The 15,038-nt window shown below is 40.3% G+C and carries 19 protein-coding genes; 8 read left to right on the plus strand and 11 right to left on the minus strand.

Going from position 1 to position 15,038, the window contains the following annotated elements; translation table 11 throughout:
• On the minus strand, positions 1 to 920 hold a 920-nt coding region (locus LQ247_RS14050), incomplete at its 3' end, for a ribonuclease YeeF family protein (protein WP_231006179.1).
• A gap of 262 nt (positions 921 to 1,182) precedes the next feature.
• Between LQ247_RS14050 and LQ247_RS22065 the strand changes: the two genes are divergently transcribed.
• Positions 1,183 to 1,311, plus strand: a complete 129-nt coding sequence (locus LQ247_RS22065; protein WP_261378959.1) for a response regulator aspartate phosphatase — start codon at positions 1,183 to 1,185, stop codon at positions 1,309 to 1,311.
• A gap of 137 nt (positions 1,312 to 1,448) precedes the next feature.
• Here LQ247_RS22065 and LQ247_RS14060 read toward each other — a convergent pair whose 3' ends face one another.
• The 5 genes from LQ247_RS14060 to LQ247_RS14080 form a co-directional block, all read right to left on the minus strand.
• Positions 1,449 to 2,594 carry a serine hydrolase gene (locus LQ247_RS14060; protein WP_145624836.1) on the minus strand — a complete coding sequence of 382 codons (1,146 nt, stop codon included), beginning with the start codon at positions 2,592 to 2,594 and terminating at the stop codon, positions 1,449 to 1,451.
• 858 nt (positions 2,595 to 3,452) lie between these two features.
• Positions 3,453 to 4,118, minus strand: coding sequence for a flagellar brake protein (locus LQ247_RS14065; protein WP_216920263.1), 666 nt, complete (start codon positions 4,116 to 4,118; stop codon positions 3,453 to 3,455).
• 360 nt (positions 4,119 to 4,478) lie between these two features.
• On the minus strand, positions 4,479 to 4,943 hold the full coding sequence (locus LQ247_RS14070; protein WP_231006180.1) for an SMI1/KNR4 family protein: 465 nt from the start codon (positions 4,941 to 4,943) through the stop codon (positions 4,479 to 4,481).
• Between the two features lie 105 nt (positions 4,944 to 5,048).
• Entirely contained in the window at positions 5,049 to 5,327 is a 279-nt protein-coding gene (locus tag LQ247_RS14075) for a YwqI/YxiC family protein (protein WP_231006181.1), read from the minus strand.
• Between the two features lie 7 nt (positions 5,328 to 5,334).
• Entirely contained in the window at positions 5,335 to 5,727 is a 393-nt protein-coding gene (locus LQ247_RS14080) for a YwqH-like family protein (RefSeq protein WP_231006182.1), read from the minus strand.
• 335 nt (positions 5,728 to 6,062) lie between these two features.
• On the opposite strand from LQ247_RS14080, the gene LQ247_RS14085 reads away from it, so the two are divergent.
• From LQ247_RS14085 to LQ247_RS14095, 3 genes are all read left to right on the plus strand, one after another.
• Complete coding sequence (locus LQ247_RS14085) at positions 6,063 to 6,341, plus strand: hypothetical protein (protein ID WP_020451784.1); 279 nt, start codon at positions 6,063 to 6,065, stop codon at positions 6,339 to 6,341.
• Between the two features lie 412 nt (positions 6,342 to 6,753).
• Positions 6,754 to 7,041 carry a YozQ family protein gene (locus LQ247_RS14090; protein WP_231006183.1) on the plus strand — a complete coding sequence of 96 codons (288 nt, stop codon included), beginning with the start codon at positions 6,754 to 6,756 and terminating at the stop codon, positions 7,039 to 7,041.
• 359 nt (positions 7,042 to 7,400) lie between these two features.
• Positions 7,401 to 7,655: a YciI family protein gene (locus LQ247_RS14095; protein ID WP_020451787.1), complete on the plus strand. Its 255-nt coding sequence runs from the start codon at positions 7,401 to 7,403 to the stop codon at positions 7,653 to 7,655.
• A 340-nt stretch (positions 7,656 to 7,995) separates the two neighbouring features.
• Here LQ247_RS14095 and LQ247_RS14100 read toward each other — a convergent pair whose 3' ends face one another.
• The gene (locus LQ247_RS14100) at positions 7,996 to 8,253 is read right to left on the minus strand and encodes a hypothetical protein (RefSeq protein ID WP_231006185.1); all 258 of its coding nucleotides are present in this window, start codon (positions 8,251 to 8,253) and stop codon (positions 7,996 to 7,998) included.
• A 272-nt stretch (positions 8,254 to 8,525) separates the two neighbouring features.
• Between LQ247_RS14100 and LQ247_RS14105 the strand changes: the two genes are divergently transcribed.
• From LQ247_RS14105 to LQ247_RS14115, 3 genes are all read left to right on the plus strand, one after another.
• On the plus strand, positions 8,526 to 8,963 hold the full coding sequence (locus LQ247_RS14105; protein ID WP_020451788.1) for a hypothetical protein: 438 nt from the start codon (positions 8,526 to 8,528) through the stop codon (positions 8,961 to 8,963).
• A gap of 96 nt (positions 8,964 to 9,059) precedes the next feature.
• A complete protein-coding gene (locus tag LQ247_RS14110; protein WP_101560993.1) occupies positions 9,060 to 9,911 on the plus strand; it encodes an SMI1/KNR4 family protein in 852 nt (283 codons plus the stop codon).
• Positions 9,912 to 10,073: 162 nt separating this feature from the next.
• Entirely contained in the window at positions 10,074 to 10,718 is a 645-nt protein-coding gene (locus LQ247_RS14115) for a DUF1796 family putative cysteine peptidase (RefSeq protein WP_020451790.1), read from the plus strand.
• A 171-nt stretch (positions 10,719 to 10,889) separates the two neighbouring features.
• Here LQ247_RS14115 and LQ247_RS14120 read toward each other — a convergent pair whose 3' ends face one another.
• From LQ247_RS14120 to LQ247_RS14135, 4 genes are all read right to left on the minus strand, one after another.
• On the minus strand, positions 10,890 to 12,239 hold the full coding sequence (locus LQ247_RS14120) for an amidohydrolase family protein (RefSeq protein WP_101560994.1): 1,350 nt from the start codon (positions 12,237 to 12,239) through the stop codon (positions 10,890 to 10,892).
• A gap of 375 nt (positions 12,240 to 12,614) precedes the next feature.
• Complete coding sequence (locus LQ247_RS14125; protein WP_020451792.1) at positions 12,615 to 12,866, minus strand: CotD family spore coat protein; 252 nt, start codon at positions 12,864 to 12,866, stop codon at positions 12,615 to 12,617.
• A 231-nt stretch (positions 12,867 to 13,097) separates the two neighbouring features.
• Positions 13,098 to 13,307 carry a hypothetical protein gene (locus LQ247_RS14130; protein WP_020451793.1) on the minus strand — a complete coding sequence of 70 codons (210 nt, stop codon included), beginning with the start codon at positions 13,305 to 13,307 and terminating at the stop codon, positions 13,098 to 13,100.
• Positions 13,308 to 13,538: 231 nt separating this feature from the next.
• A complete protein-coding gene (locus LQ247_RS14135) occupies positions 13,539 to 14,321 on the minus strand; it encodes an alpha/beta fold hydrolase (RefSeq protein ID WP_023857334.1) in 783 nt (260 codons plus the stop codon).
• Positions 14,322 to 14,458: 137 nt separating this feature from the next.
• Between LQ247_RS14135 and LQ247_RS14140 the strand changes: the two genes are divergently transcribed.
• Complete coding sequence (locus LQ247_RS14140; protein ID WP_231006187.1) at positions 14,459 to 14,962, plus strand: hypothetical protein; 504 nt, start codon at positions 14,459 to 14,461, stop codon at positions 14,960 to 14,962.
• The last annotated feature ends 76 nt before the right edge of the window (positions 14,963 to 15,038 follow it).

The following is a 15,038-nucleotide window of genomic DNA, read 5'->3' on the forward strand; positions in this document are numbered from 1 at the left end:
CTTCCTTTAATTGCGTTGCCAAAATCACGAGCGCCTTCAATTTGATTGAAATATCGCTGTTGCCAAGGGGAAAGGTTTTCGTAGCCAATTTCCGTGGCCATCTCGTAAAACTCTGAAGCTGTTGAAAAATTGTAATCATCAAGCTTCTTCTTTAGTTTAGCAATTTTATTATCCTGTTTGCTAACCTCGCTAACTTCTTTTTCAAGCTTCGATCTCTTGTCCAGCTTATCCATCATGACGCCCATCGCTGTGTCTTGTCCACCACGCAAAGCATCCATCTCATCTGGCTTTAAAATGGATCCTTTTTGATAACTCGCAATCTCAATTTTTGGCCCAGTATACATTTTCTCCAGCCTGGTTATGTATCTCTGCATCGTCTCAAGGTCGTTTTCGGCGGTTTTGAGGGCGCTTGTCTGTTCTCTGTCGAACGTATGCAGCTTTTCAATTGTCTGATTGATTTCCTTTAAGGCTTTCTGATACTGTTCATGAAAATCGGTGTCATTCAAATCAGGCAAATCGACAATATGACTGACCTTCGCGATCGTGGCGTTGGCTTTGGACACCAGGTGTTTTGTTGTGCGGTCCGCAGCATTCAATCCTTGTTCCAGCTCGTGCTCAAGAAAGCTTTGCGAAATAAACCCGTTATGGTTTGGTTCCAGGGAATTCAGCACGCTTTTCATTTTCTTCAGCGTGGAACTGTATTCCTCTATGAAAGTATCATAGAACTGTAGAAAAGGGGTGTGACATTCTTTATAAAATGCACGAATTGCGTCACCGCCTTTTCCTTTTAAGGCATCATTAAGTGACGCGATCTCCTCAACGCTTTTTTTGACTTGAGCAAATTCGTCTGATTGATGTTTTAATTGTTCTAGCGTTTGATCAATGGCTTTGTGCAACGCCTGAACATCAAGAGTTTTCATAGCATTCTCCTCTAATACTAAAGTGACATAACACAAAATATTCTACCACTTTATAGAAAAGAATTGGTGAATAAATCCTGTCAATCCATGAAAATGAATCTTATTGAGTAGGTCTTATACCCTGACACGTTCGGCATAACCTTTTTCAGATTCCAAAAAAGGAAAATCATTGTCAAAAAATGATCCTTTATGTAAAATGAATCATATGCAGAAAAAGACAAGGTTTAATTTTTCGAATATTTAAAATCAACTATATGAAAGGATGCTGGTGGCATTGGAACCTAAAGTTGCGTTTGAGAAAGTCGGTAAAATGCTTAATGATTGGTATTGCTTTATTAGACAAAACAATATTCAAAATGCTACTAAACTGCGGGAAGCACTTCAACATTGATAAACTCTTTACGCTGCGTGTCTCTATTAAGATGAGAGTAAACAGCTAAGATTATTGATTTCGAGAAACCAAGAATTGAAATTATATTTTGGCCAAATACGGCAAAGACCGCGAGCGTGGTTTCCGATGGGGGATAGTCATGAAAGTGAACCAGGCAAATCTAAAATAGATAATTCTTTTTTGATATGGGCGCGGAATTTAGAGTCTTTTAAAAATTTCAGCAGGAACCCATTCATATTTCGAGAAAGTTTTGCTTTCTCGACTGGAGTTAAATCATTTGCAAAAAATGCAATATCTGTCTGGTTTCCATCTTTATCTGTCGCATACATTGCAATTGTAAGAATAAACGCGGTAGATCCTCCCTTTTGTCCCGCATGAACAAGCCATTCACAATTGTTTGGATTTCTCATTATTTGTTCCATTACTGGATCAAGATATTGATATACACTTTCACTAAAATATACTTTGCTATTTAGCTTTTTCATAATAGATACATAATCTCTAGTCGTTGATCGGGGCAAACGGTCGGACCAAATTTTTTGAAAATCATTGTCCAAAGTTTTTCTTAATTGTTTTTTTTCTTGATCAGTTAGTGGTTGGCTCAGCCATCTATTATGAATTTCAATCGCTTTATTACGGTATTCATGCATATCCATGTTTTTCATTACTTCTAGGACTTCTTTTTTCGATAAGTTCTTTTCATTCATCAGTTGGGCAGGTATATAAAGTGCACTTACAATGGGATACATAGGCTCATGCTTTAACATATCTAAGCTCTTTGGAACATGATTGATGTTTTGAAGCCCCAGCACCTCAATTAAGTATTCAGTATTTGCATTAGAACTGTAAGCAATCATCCCGTTGACTACCTCACATAATGGAACACGATCTATCTCTTTGTCTTTTTTCAATTGAATAATCCAAGCCTCATGCGCACCGCCGTCTGTTTTTGGGATATAGAAATTCTCTAATTCCTTTAATCTTACTTCTTTTTGCGGATCGATTTTTCCTGCTGCTGCTTGTTGTGCATATTCAATGGCTAAGATGATTTTCACAGTACTTGCCAGAGGGAGTTGTTCGTTTACGTTAACATCAACCCAATTCTCATCGTTGTGTTTTATGGATAATGAGACATTCCCGCTTCCTGATTTTGCTTTAACAAACTGTACAATATACTCTGGATTTAACTTTTTTATTTCCCTCCGAAACATAAGAATACCGATTGCTATTACTAAGCCAAGAGAAATTATTATACCTGCAATAATCAATAGTGCAATCTTCAATTTAACACTCCCTATAATGTTCAAATTACTATAGATACGAATTAAATAATGTTAGGTTTCAATTTCCTTCACACCAGCTCTTATGGTACGCAGTCCAGAAACCGTTCTTCTCAGGATTTCTGGGCATCATGGTCCATCCGAATGACACGGCCATCATCACGTTGATACTTAAGCTGGAATCACCAGTCCACCGCTTTTAAGAATAGCAAACGTTATTTCTGCCTTTTTGATAATCTCCTGGTTTCTCATCGTAATCTTCCTTTTAAAATAAGCCATCCCAAACGGCCTTTTTCAACTAAGTCTTGATCGGTTTTAATTTGTCATCAAGCAATTTCTTAACCTTTTTTCAATTCGTATTCGATTCTGCCAGACGAGAGCTCACAGAAATCTTACGACCGCCTTTTTCTACTGGTGTTTGGTGCTTTGCTTCAAAAAAAGAAGTTTTTCAGCAAATTAAAAAGCCCTTTTTCTTCATTGGCAGAAGAAAAAAGGCTTCTCTTTTTTTCGTTGGTTCAGCGGTCGCGACCATTAAATCCCGGTTATGTCACCTTTTTTGATAACGCATTCCATGCTTATGCGACGAGAACTCAAGCTTCTTTTTTGACCTTGAAATCGGCCAGCGCAGCCTAGGATTCCACTGCTTCACCGACGGTGTTGCTTGTCGATCTGCCGTTTTCATGCAGAATATCTGTTACATATGAAGGATCACTACACTTCAGTGCAGTTGATGACTTCTGTTGGCAGAGTTGGACGCCAACTTGCCAACAGGTTTCCATAAATGTATATGGCGGGGACGAAACATCTCCTCTGAATTAATTGAGGGATATCAGGCAGATCACTGTATTCCTAAACTTCCATTTATTCAGTTTTCAATTTCCTTCTTTCTGTCAATTGCAATTTTATACAATAATGTACAAGGGTTTGCTCATCATGTTCATTCATCTTGATAAATTCAACTGTCATGAGCTGTTTGTTTGTTCTGCGATCAATGTAAGTGCGTTTAACTTGAGCATGGACGTCAATCACATCTTCATCATGTCCCTCATTTGGCAGATGGATACTTAGCTTCAAATCATCTTCCGGTTCGTGTTTTTGCGTTTCTTCAATGATTAACGCAGCGCCTCCAGCACTGATATTTGATGTATATGTTTTAAACATTGAGCCAGATCCATATGAGCGAACAGTGACGGGAAGCGTTGTATTGACTCTAAAAAATTGCCGTCTTTGAACTTTTTTCATTTGAACTTCTTCAGGTAAATACATATTTAGTACAGGTATATCCTGATAAATTTCTCGGCCTTTTATTACACTATTAAATTTATATGGGACTTGTTGCTCATTTATAAAATGAACTGTTACCGCTGTATTTGTTGGAATAATAACAGTTCTCCCCGTTTCTTCATCAACAGGATAATGCACTCTTAAAACATTGTCTTCAATTGATAACACTTTACTTTTCGCAAGGACATATTCTTGAATTTCGTTTTCAAATTCTATTGTTATAATATTTCCTAAAGATAACAATGGACATCACTCTTTCAATTCTACTTAATCATTATATCGGTACTATGACACATAATTTTAAAAAAGAAAAGAAGAAGGCATTGAAAGGCTACTAAATCTTACATACTGCATAGACTCAGCCGCTTCACCAGTAACCCTGACGATCTTCATCTTCATTCGATACATCATTTGATTATGGAAAGGTGTGTCCCCGGCATTAAAAAGCGGCCGCCAATCAGCTGCACAACATGTGCAAAAGATCAGTGTCCGCAGCCTCTTCGTCTTTGACTTAATATTCACGTTCGTTTTTCTTTTCTCTAGTTTTATCCCCTGAACATAAAACAAGCACTCGATCTGAGATAAGTGCTTGAATATATTAAATTATTCTTCATCGTCCCACTCTTCGTCTTCTTCCCAGTTTTCTTTAGACTCCTTAAGGTCTTTCATGAAAAACTCTAGAAAATTATGTGCAACAACATTTCCGTAACCTGCGTCATTAGCCCATACAATTACAGGACACTCTCCGTCTTCCATTTTATTTGTATCGAGGCAATAGGAGAACTCGTCAACATACTCTATTACAACTATCCCATCAGGTAAATTATAATATTTCCTATAGTCCTCAGTTTGCTCTACAACATAGGCACCCTCAAGGTCATATCCAAGTATCTCCACGCCGAAAATTCCACCTGAGCCATAGTTTTTTAAAAACCATTTATAACTCTCCGGCAATTCAACTTGAAGTGTTTCTTCGATCCACTTTATATTATTTTCATTCGTGCCTCCAGTAAATATTGCCTCATGTTTATTCTCTTCAATAAATTTACTAACTTTTGAGAATGTCATAAAATTATTCACCTCATCTGCTTTTCAATTTCTTCTGCTCTTCCAACGTTTGATCAATGGCTTTGTGCAACGCCTGAACATCAAGAGTCTTCATGGCATTCTCCTCTATTTTGTTTTCATCGAAGAAGCCAGCTGTTTGTCGGTGCCCTGCATTCCTTCGACTGCTGATTCCGTTTGGGCGGCTTGTTTTGAGAAGGCAGAGGCATAGGAAGAAGCAATCTTATGAATCGTCTGATTCAATTCCTCTATCTTCTTCGTCGCATCAAGGTGATTCTGGCCCTTGATATCTGTCGAAACCGATGCTTTCATGGAATGGCTGGAATGCTTCAAATTAGAAAGCGCTTGTTTGACTTCCCCGGTATTTACTTTTATTTCTTGACCCATTTTTCATTTACTCCTTGCTTCGTGCTTCGCGCTTCGCGTTCTCAATCTTTTTCTCTAAAGAACGAACTTCCTGGCTGAGCGAGTGAATATCTTCTTCTAAAGATTTGATTCGTTCGTCGATTTTGCTTAAAAGATCAGAAAGCTGTTTTCCGCTGATGTCATTGTAGGCAGTCTTCATCAGGCCTCGAATACGGTCAAAGGAGTCAGCAAGACTGCCTTGCCACGAATGAGACGACAACTGTGGTTCGGTGATCGTCTTTTTAGAATCAGAGAACTCCGTTTTGTCTTTTTCTAACTCTTTACGGCAAGCTTTCAGCTCTGTCAAAAATTCTTTCTTCATCGATAAATCAACTTTCATGATATCTAAAGCCAGCGTTTCTCCAAGTATTGAACCGATCATATGCAATACCTCGCTTCCCGAAAAATGTATGACAAAAGTAATGACCAACTAAGAGTTTACCACTATACGGAAAGGAATTGGTGAATAAATCCTTTCAACTATTCTTTAATCAAGAATTTCAAGCGCATAAAAAATGCCGCTAATGAAACGGCTGCAAAAAGATAATTCAAAACTTATTTCTAAGCTGAACAACAACACCATGACTGAGAGCGGGTTGTGATGTTTCTTGAAGCTGGTATACTGCCTCATTTATGCGATCCATAAGTTTTTCTGCTGCTCGGGTTAAATACTTTTCAGCAAATCAAGAAATACTGATGAAAAAGGTGGCGTCTTTTTTGGATTTTCCAATCATTCATACAAACTTTTGGGATGCTGTTATAGCAGTGCCAATTATTTTGATCGTCACACAGATAATTAAAATTTTTCTCAAGGTTCCCAAAAAGTATGTCCCATCAATTGCGATCGCACTAGGCTTAATCATATCTGTTTGCATAAGCCATCGACACAGCCTCATAGCTGGAGTATTTATGGGCGGATTCTATGGTTACGCAGCTATTGGTTCATATGCATCATTGAAAACAACCATTTCATCATATAGAAACAAAAAAACATAAACAGGCAGGAAAATATACATTCCAGAGTTCAACTCGCTTTTTTTCCACTTTTATCCCCCAGTGAAGGCGCCCAACGAATAAAAGCAAGTTCACATGTTCTTAAATACATAAGTCTTAAATATCGAATGAGAAGTTATCCTGTTTGATGTCTGCCATTGAAAGGATCGGCGTCGTTCCTGCACGCCCGGTTTTGCTTTATGATTTTTTTGCGCCTGTTCTCTTTCCCCTAGGGTTGAAGATTGATTTCCCGAAAAAGCGAATGAATACCACCTCAACAGACACAATAAAAAGAGTTGATATTTCAGCACAATTCGCAAAGGAGTGAAACCATTGTATTGAATGATCATCAGACTGAAAATGCCCCTTTCTATTTTAAAGGAAACATAAAATTCAATAATATGGAGTGATAAACGTGACGCAAAAACATGGAGCAGACAGACCCGATGACTACAAAAGATTTTCTTCAGCAGACAAGGAATACGATTCTCACCAATCGTTAGACAGCAATGCTAAGACAGAGAACGTTAATACTGAAACTGATAACAAAGAAAACATGAATGACAGCACGGATGTGGCAGGAAAATATTTTGACCCCTCGGATTATGAAGGAGCCACGCAGTTGGAAAAAGGATTGGCTGAAACTCATGAACAAGTCAGTGATGACTATTTTGAAGGAACGATCGATCAAAATCTGGATTAGTCATTTGAACGGCGGAACTAACTTAAAAAGTAAGTTAGTTCCGCTTAGATTAACAAAGTATCGATGTTCTCAAGTCCCAAATTAATCATTCAGTAACATCAAAAGTGATGGCCGAATAACAAAATATCTATTTTTTTATTCCCTGTTTCCCTATTATTATCCGTGCCACTCTTTTCATGAAATTCAAATCCCGTCTCCTTGGTCTTCCACTCCTTTACTTCAAAATCACTTTCAATCATTGCCAATGTGGCGCAATCGAAAGGAAAGCAGCTACGCCTTCCGCCGATCGAACTTTTATATGAATCTTCTATATATTTGTGCTAAGATAAAGTCATCTTTTGACAGAAAGGCGTGCTACGATGAAAAAATATTTACTCATAACAACCAGAACCGAGAATTTTGAAGATCAATATGTGCCAGCCCATTATCAATTTTTGGACAGGCTTAAAGCCGAGAACCGCTTGGAAATGTTTGGCCCTTTCAGCGATGCTTCCGGGGGCGCTTATCTTATCAGCGCAGAGTCTCTCAAGGAAGCAACAGAGATCGGAAATTCTGATCCGATTGTTGACAGCGGCTCTTCAACACTTGTCATTAAAGAATGGCAGATTAAATAAACTATTTGGACATAGCCAACATAAGCCTCTCCAAACACGGGAAGGCTAATCTTAAACGGAAAATCTAGACCTGCGGGTCATTTTGAAATTACGGTAAAACCGTTTTTTCCCTATTGAAGGAGAATAATATAAACGGCCGGATCGACATTTTTTAAAATTCTTTGATTTTTCATGTTCCATATTTCTTTTCCTTCGTCGGTAGGACAAGAAGCTGTTTCTTGCAATCAACAATCTAGGGGGAGCCAAAGGTGAAATCGGCAGCCCCTAGTCCCACGATTCAATTTTCTGAACAGTCACTTGCTGTTTATGATCAACTTTCCACCCATTCCTTCTATCCCTTTCACTGACTGCCATGACCGTCAGTTTTTTGTTTTTCATAGTTTTTGACAGTACCGCCTATCCCTTTCCCTTTGATCCACATGGTCCCGTCTACATCTTTTTCATCTAGTAAACCAAGGTCGTTAATGGCTGCAGCTCCTGCATATTTGATTTCCCTATTGACACCGATAACGTTTGAAGCAAATAGCTCGTTCCAGCATTCATCATGCCCGGCAATCTGGGCTCCTGCTGTGTACGGATTAACATATTGGTATGTCAAGGTAATTCGATCTTTCTTTGGATCATTGACGCCCATTTAAATAAATTTTTTCAAGGGGAGTCTCTCGGCCTTCATCAACCCCTACAGCAAAAGTCAAACCAAGATCTTCAATTTCATGGCTGCTCGACCATCCGGTTAAAAAAAGTTGGAGAGGCTTTTACACCCTATCAAAGCCATACGCGATTTTTGGTTTTGTGCTTCTCCCTCAAAAAACTTCCATCTTTTTCAACTCATCTATGCTACAATAAAATGGAAAAAGGAGGGGGTTTTGAATGAAACGCTTTTTGCTGGTCATGGTGTTATTTTGTGGATTTTTCAGTTTTGGGAGCAGTGCTGAAGCTTATTCGTTCCCGCACAAGCTGAATCTTACGTTTACGGGAACTCATGTGGAGGACATTCCCTATAGCGACTCTAACGTTTCTCACTGGCATATTGGCTACAAGTTTACGATTTTTAATGCAGAAAACTGCAAAACAACGATTAAAATTCAGATGATGCATCTTTCCGGCAGGTTTATGAGTTTAAGCATTAAAGATTTTGAAGGGAACTGGCCTGATCGAACTGCTCAGGATGTCATCACATTGATGCCTAGGACTTACAGGCTTTATTTTGAGAATACCGAAGGTGAATGTAAAGATATTCGTATTAAAGGAACATACGGAGCTATTCCGCAAACGTATGATAATTTCTCGGTTTTCAGCCAAAGATAGCCGTTATAAAAGACTGCAGGAAGGCAATACAAACATAAAGGCTCGAGCAGCATTTTGCATGATAGATACTGATATAAACGAATGTGGGGGAATCATTTGAAAAACTTTTGGATATACGAAGACGAAGATCCGTACACTTTAAAAAGCATATCAGAGAGAGGCATTCTGAAAGCTGAAAGAAAGTTAGGTGTGAGACTTCCGGAGGAATATAAAGCGCTTATTCTTGAACAAAATGGTGGCTATATCAATTTTAACGCCTTCCCTTCTGAACGGCCCACCTCCTGGGCTAAAGATCATGTCCAGTTTGACTACTTATTAGGCATAGGGAAAAAGGATGGAATTCTCGAGAGTAAAGCCTTTATTAAAGAATGGGGACTGCCTGACAACCTGGTCCTTATTCATGGAGACGGCCATACGTGGATAGCGCTTGACTACAGGGAGACGAAAGAAAATCCGCCCGTTCACTATTTTGACTCAGAATTTGAAGAGGATTTTAGATTAGCCGGCTCATTTGGAGAATTTCTCTCTAAACTTTATACAGATGACTCCATTGATGATGACCGCTGCGGACATACGGGAGGCATACATTCTGGGAATGCAGATATTCCCTATGTCTATTCGGAAGATGCCATCACAAAAGAAAAAGCGGAACAGATTCTGACTGAAAATTCGGCAGCCGATCTGTATCAGATTCATTACTACCCTATTGAAGGTTTAGATGATTTAAATTGGCTTCTGACAAAAATAAAAGAAAGTTCATTGATAGCAAATATTGACAATGGTGTCGAACTTGCCGTTGTTTTGGAATCTATTATTTCACATCATAAAGATTTAATCCTTGATAACGAACAAACAAGAAGGCTGGTTTTAGACATTTCAGCTATTCTAAAGAATTTGAATGACTCTGTTATAGACATCCTTTTATTACAGATAAAAGATTCCCTTTAAAAAACAACTTTTACGTTGTTTTTTATTTATGTTTCCGCCCCATTCTTTAAACTCTCCTGTTCCGAGACCTCAATGTAGGCAACTGTTGTTACTCAACCCTTTTATAAAACATAGAATACTAAATAGATTGTTGGAAATTAATCCACAAAAGGAGTTAAGATTATGAATTTGAATGATATAAAAGGAGACTATAATGCCATTTTCGGATTAGGCCACCTCTGTTTAACTGCTCTTCAGCTTAGGAAAAACAATTTAAGGCCGTATGCAGGTCCTTTAGACTGGGTCGGTACCTCTTCCCTGACCGAACTGAACCGTCTTTTAAAGAATCGCTTTTCAAATTTTATGGCACCCCAAAATCTAAGGGTAACAGGCTACTCAACAGGTGTTTATACTACTGACCGTTATATCTCTTTAACAGATGATTATTATCATGTCGATTCAGCTCATGATTTTAAAGCAGATAAAAATACACTCGAACATCTTGCCACATACAATGAAGTGATGGAAAAATTCAATAGAAGAATCAACAGATTTTATGAAAAGATGTCAACCGCTAATCGGATCCTTTTTGTCAGAACTAACGGAACCTACAAGGAGGCTCAAGAACTGGAGTCCGTATTATCGGATTTAGTACAAAACGACTTCAGGGTACTCCTTATCAATCACTCAAAAGTTAAAGGAATTGTCGAGCAGAATTGGCCATTAAAAAGAATATGCGCGGTTACACTTCCAGATCGTGAAATCTGGCAGTCTAATGATCATCTGTGGAGAGAAATGCTTAATGGCGTGAATTATATCCCCTTTTAATCAAAACTTATAAGCGACAGGAAAAGGTTATAACATCATCATAACCTTTTCCATAAATACTCTTCTCTGAAAACTAAACCAAAAAGCTGGTCTTCAAACAGAAACAATTCCCAAGGAGCGGCCTTCTGAAGTCAAGCAAGGTAAGTTTATCACTGAATTTCAAAGGAAAGATCAATAGGCGCCTTCAGGGGATCGGGATAAGATATGGTCTCTAGCTTCCAGCGCTTTTTGTCTCACCTTTTCAAGATCTGCATCAACCAATCGGCCGTTTCGTTTCACTGCTTTTCCTGCGACATATACGGAATCTACATTTCCGGTGTGCGCGCTTTGGACGATGGCCCCCACCGCATCAGTGAAAGGGAGCAAATTGACGCTGTCCGTTTTCACCATGATAAAGTCAGCTTCTTTGCCGGGGGAAAGCGAGCCGATTTTATGATCGAGCCTTAATGCCCTCGCCCCGTCAATGGTCGCTGCTTTCAAGATTTGTTCGGCCGATATGCTCAATTCGGGACCAGGCATGATCCCTTCTTTCAACAGCTCTTCATTGCGCTTTGCACGCTCTGCTTGAAGGGCAAATTTCATCTGTGCGAAAAGGTCACCTCCCGTCGATGTCACAACATCAACCCCAAGTGCAGTAAGAACCCTGTTTTTTAGGGCGAGCCCTGTAACAGGATAGCCGTGCCCCATCATCATCTCAATTTCTGGTGTCACAGAAATCGAGCTTCCGTGAGCCGCAAGCATTTTCATTTCTTCTTCACTCATCGCATTGGCATGCACCATATTTAAATCGGGACCGAGCAGCCCGGCTTGATTCAGCTTCTCAATCGAACGATCTTTCGCTCCCCAGTTGCCAAACGCAATATGCATGCTGCATAAGGCATCAAGTTCCCGGGCCGTTTCGATTTCAAACACAGATGTCTTCCATGAAGAAAACTCCGGACCGCGAATGGCAAGCCCCATCGTCAAAAGCTGATCCTTCGATTGAAAATATGCTTTTTTTACCCGTTTCGCTTCGTCCATATTCGAAAGATCACTGTCTCTGTCCCAATATTCGGCATCACCGGATGTTCCGAAAGCGAATACTGCGCGAATGCCGGCGTCTTTCAGTCCCGCAATCAGCTGGTCCGTATGATCAGGCGATTCAATCATCGTCCAGTCCAGCAAAGTTGTGACCCCTGCCTCAAGCGCCTCAAGCGCTCCTAAATAGTTCGCGACCCAATCATCCTCAGGCCTTCTCATTGATCCATAATTGCCATAATAAATCCGGTTTAAATAGGTTTGCAGGGACCAGTCGGCTCCGATTCCGCGGATCACAGATTCCCATACGTGGCGGTGTGTATCGACAAATCCAGGCATGATCAGCATGTTGGAGGCATCAACAATCTCAGCGTCTCCCGGTGCAATCGACTCGGCAACGTCCAGAATGACAGAGCCTTCAATCAGCATGTCCCCTTTTTCGATCGTATGAAGCTGCGGATCAAGAGTTACAATCGTTGCATTTTGAAAAAGTGTTTTTTTCATAACGGTTCTCCTTTCTTCCCAGCCAACTAGAAAAAACAACATCCTATATATACCATTTTAAAATAAAAAAGGTATAAATGATATTAATATGTATTGTGCGACTTGAAAATCCGCCTTCTGAGCTAGATGGAAGAGATGCAGTACACGATCACGTTAGAAAAAGAAGAAAAGAAAGGTGAATTGCAGGAAACAGCGGTTGTTTAAATTGCAATGATGCGTTGTGTATTTATCGTAAATTCTGCTTTCATACTGCTCGCAATCACGATATACGGTTACTACCTCCCAAATGGAAACAGACCATAAAAAAGCTATGGTCTGTGAAATGAGTGAACGTATATTTAACTGCGATCAAAATATGGTATAATCAAGCTTTTATTAATAGCAATGGCCATAGTCCGACTTTTTTTCATAGCCTTTGCAAGGTTTTCCGCAATGATAGTGTTCATGCGAAACGTCTTTATGATGTGAATAAGTGTGCGGATAGTAATGAACATGTTCATATTTGTGATGGTCAATTTTTTTAGTATGCTGCGGATGAATATGAGGAACGACAGACTTTGAATACTTATGATCCTCACAATATTTCGTAGGGTAAACATGCGGCTCATGATGTTTTTTGCAGTACATGTGTACACGCTCCTTTCATTTTATAGATTCACTAGTACATTATGCTGAAAAGCTAAAGCCTGACTGCATAAGTACCTATACTTTGTCCCTATTTTTGCCCGTTCATTTTCTGAAGATCGTGTTTGGAAAATCTGCTTGATTACCCTGAAGCATCCGCCGGTTGAATACCCCTTGCTTCCGGAGTTAAAAAAAGACACTAAACGAATACTTTAAATGTTCGCTTAAAGTCCTTCATCTCCAATATACCTTGACGGGCTCTGTATGAATATGCAGCTCTGTTTTTGTATCGAAATGAACAACAAAGCCTCTGATTAATCCATAGAACTTGTTTTTTTCTGTAATTTTCATAACGGTCGCTTCGTCTTTAAATCCTGGCGGATGGCATGGCTCACCTACAATATATTGCTTTGAATGAACGGTGATTGCTTGAATTGACTTCATTAAATTCCATTCCCCCTCAGAAACGTCATGCTTCCTTCTGCTTCTGCGCAAAACGGAGATTCACCCCAGTAAAAATTGCGATTCTTCTCTTCCCTGGAGTGCAAAATTATTCGGGTATTTTTACGCTACAAACTGTAGAAGCAGTCTCGGTGATTATCATCATAACACGTTATCCAAAATATTCCTTTCTGCTTTTTGAACATTATGTGGCGGCAGCTCCTCGGTATAGAATCAACCGATAAACTGCGTTAAAATACGGTTGAACATTTCGCGTTCCTCCCAGAACGGACCATGTCCGCTGTATTGAAACGGAACAAGATATGAATTTCTTATTTTGCGGTTGAGTTCCTTTGCTTGTGCAAACGGAATCACCTTGTCTTGAACACCGTGAATGATCAAGGTCGGAGCAGCGACTTTTCCAAGATCATCATACAGTTTCTCATCTCTCAGCATGTCGATGACCGCTTTTGTTGACCAGCCTGCCGCCTGCAATCCCAATTGAAAAAACCAGTCCGAGAACGGTTGTGTAATATATTGAAAGAAAAATGTGTCGCTCACTTCACGCATCATCTTAGGACGATCGTGAGACGCTTGCTGAAGCAATTTGGCTGCCGTCTCTTCTGTAAATCCCACAGGTGCCGCTGCATCGATCAAAACCAGCTTTGAGACCCCGGAACCCCTGTATCGCGACATATAGCGAAGTGCTATGGCGCCGCCGGTTGAATGACCGGCAAGCGTGAAGCGGTTTAGTTGAAGCGTCTCAACGACAGCGCGGATATCGTCAGCCAAACGGTTGTAATTGTAGCCCGTCGCCGGCTTATCCGAACGCCCGAATCCCCGCCAGTCAATGCCGATACAGCGGTATCCCTTTTGTGAAAGATCGTCAAATTGATATTCAAACTGCAGATGGCTTAATGGCCAGCCGTGCAAAAATACAATTGTTTTGCGGCTTTGAGGATTGATGTCTTCTACGTACAGGTTAACGCCTGATTCTGCCTGAACAAAGTATCCCATGCCGTCGCCCCCAATCATGGTGTCTTTTATCATAAGGTACTCCCAAAATGTCAATAGGTGAATGTCCTGGCGGCTGAAGGTGAAGAATTTGAAAAGGTGTGACTGGTTAGACTATTTCAAGATACGGAGGTGGTTCAATGATGAAACGCTTGGGAAGTCTTGCGCTGTCGCTTGTCCTCATGCTGCCTGCGGCGGCGATCCAAGCGCAGCCTGCCGCACCAATACCTTATCCATGCAGCGTCGTTCTTCATCCAGCCCAGGATATTCCCAATGCCCGTGGAACGGCTTTAATTGCAAAAGTGAAAAAACCGTATACCGAAGCACCTGACAGTCCAGTCAGGGAACGGCGAAGCGTCGGCATCTACGCCGATTGGCTTCCGGCCCCTGCTTCATTTGGAGATTATGATCAATATGAAGGAATGGCCCGGATACCGGACCAGATCAGCTGGCGCTTCACCATGCATCTCGTCCGGGAAGACGCGCCAAGCTGGTTTGGCGGAAGTCTTTGGGCGGGCAAATTTGATGAAATATCATCAAAGCTGACTGTGAATACCCGAGTCGAAGTGCGTCCTTTCAATTCGAAGACGAAAAAGGCCGGCCGAGCTGTTTTGCAGGGGACTTTGCAAGGTTGCAGGAACTAAATGAAAAAAAGGCCGCAGAAGCACCATTAGGACGCTTCTTACGGCCTTTTTTTCATGAGAAGAACTTTTTCTTCCG

This window comes from Bacillus sp. BS3(2021), assembly GCF_021043345.1.
Lineage (GTDB): Bacteria > Bacillota > Bacilli > Bacillales > Bacillaceae > Bacillus > Bacillus paralicheniformis.

Coding starts and splice junctions, on each gene's coding strand:
- LQ247_RS22065 (WP_261378959.1), top strand. CDS start 1,183: ATGCTGGTGGCATTGGAACCTAAAGTTGCGTTTGAGAAAGTCGGTAAA.
- LQ247_RS14070 (WP_231006180.1), bottom strand. CDS start 4,943: ATGACATTCTCAAAAGTTAGTAAATTTATTGAAGAGAATAAACATGAG.
- LQ247_RS14075 (WP_231006181.1), bottom strand. CDS start 5,327: ATGGGTCAAGAAATAAAAGTAAATACCGGGGAAGTCAAACAAGCGCTT.
- LQ247_RS14080 (WP_231006182.1), bottom strand. CDS start 5,727: ATGATCGGTTCAATACTTGGAGAAACGCTGGCTTTAGATATCATGAAA.
- LQ247_RS14095 (WP_020451787.1), top strand. CDS start 7,401: ATGAAAAAATATTTACTCATAACAACCAGAACCGAGAATTTTGAAGAT.
- LQ247_RS14105 (WP_020451788.1), top strand. CDS start 8,526: ATGAAACGCTTTTTGCTGGTCATGGTGTTATTTTGTGGATTTTTCAGT.
- LQ247_RS14115 (WP_020451790.1), top strand. CDS start 10,074: ATGAATTTGAATGATATAAAAGGAGACTATAATGCCATTTTCGGATTA.
- LQ247_RS14120 (WP_101560994.1), bottom strand. CDS start 12,239: ATGAAAAAAACACTTTTTCAAAATGCAACGATTGTAACTCTTGATCCG.
- LQ247_RS14125 (WP_020451792.1), bottom strand. CDS start 12,866: ATGTACTGCAAAAAACATCATGAGCCGCATGTTTACCCTACGAAATAT.
- LQ247_RS14130 (WP_020451793.1), bottom strand. CDS start 13,307: ATGAAGTCAATTCAAGCAATCACCGTTCATTCAAAGCAATATATTGTA.
- LQ247_RS14135 (WP_023857334.1), bottom strand. CDS start 14,321: ATGGGATACTTTGTTCAGGCAGAATCAGGCGTTAACCTGTACGTAGAA.
- LQ247_RS14140 (WP_231006187.1), top strand. CDS start 14,459: ATGATGAAACGCTTGGGAAGTCTTGCGCTGTCGCTTGTCCTCATGCTG.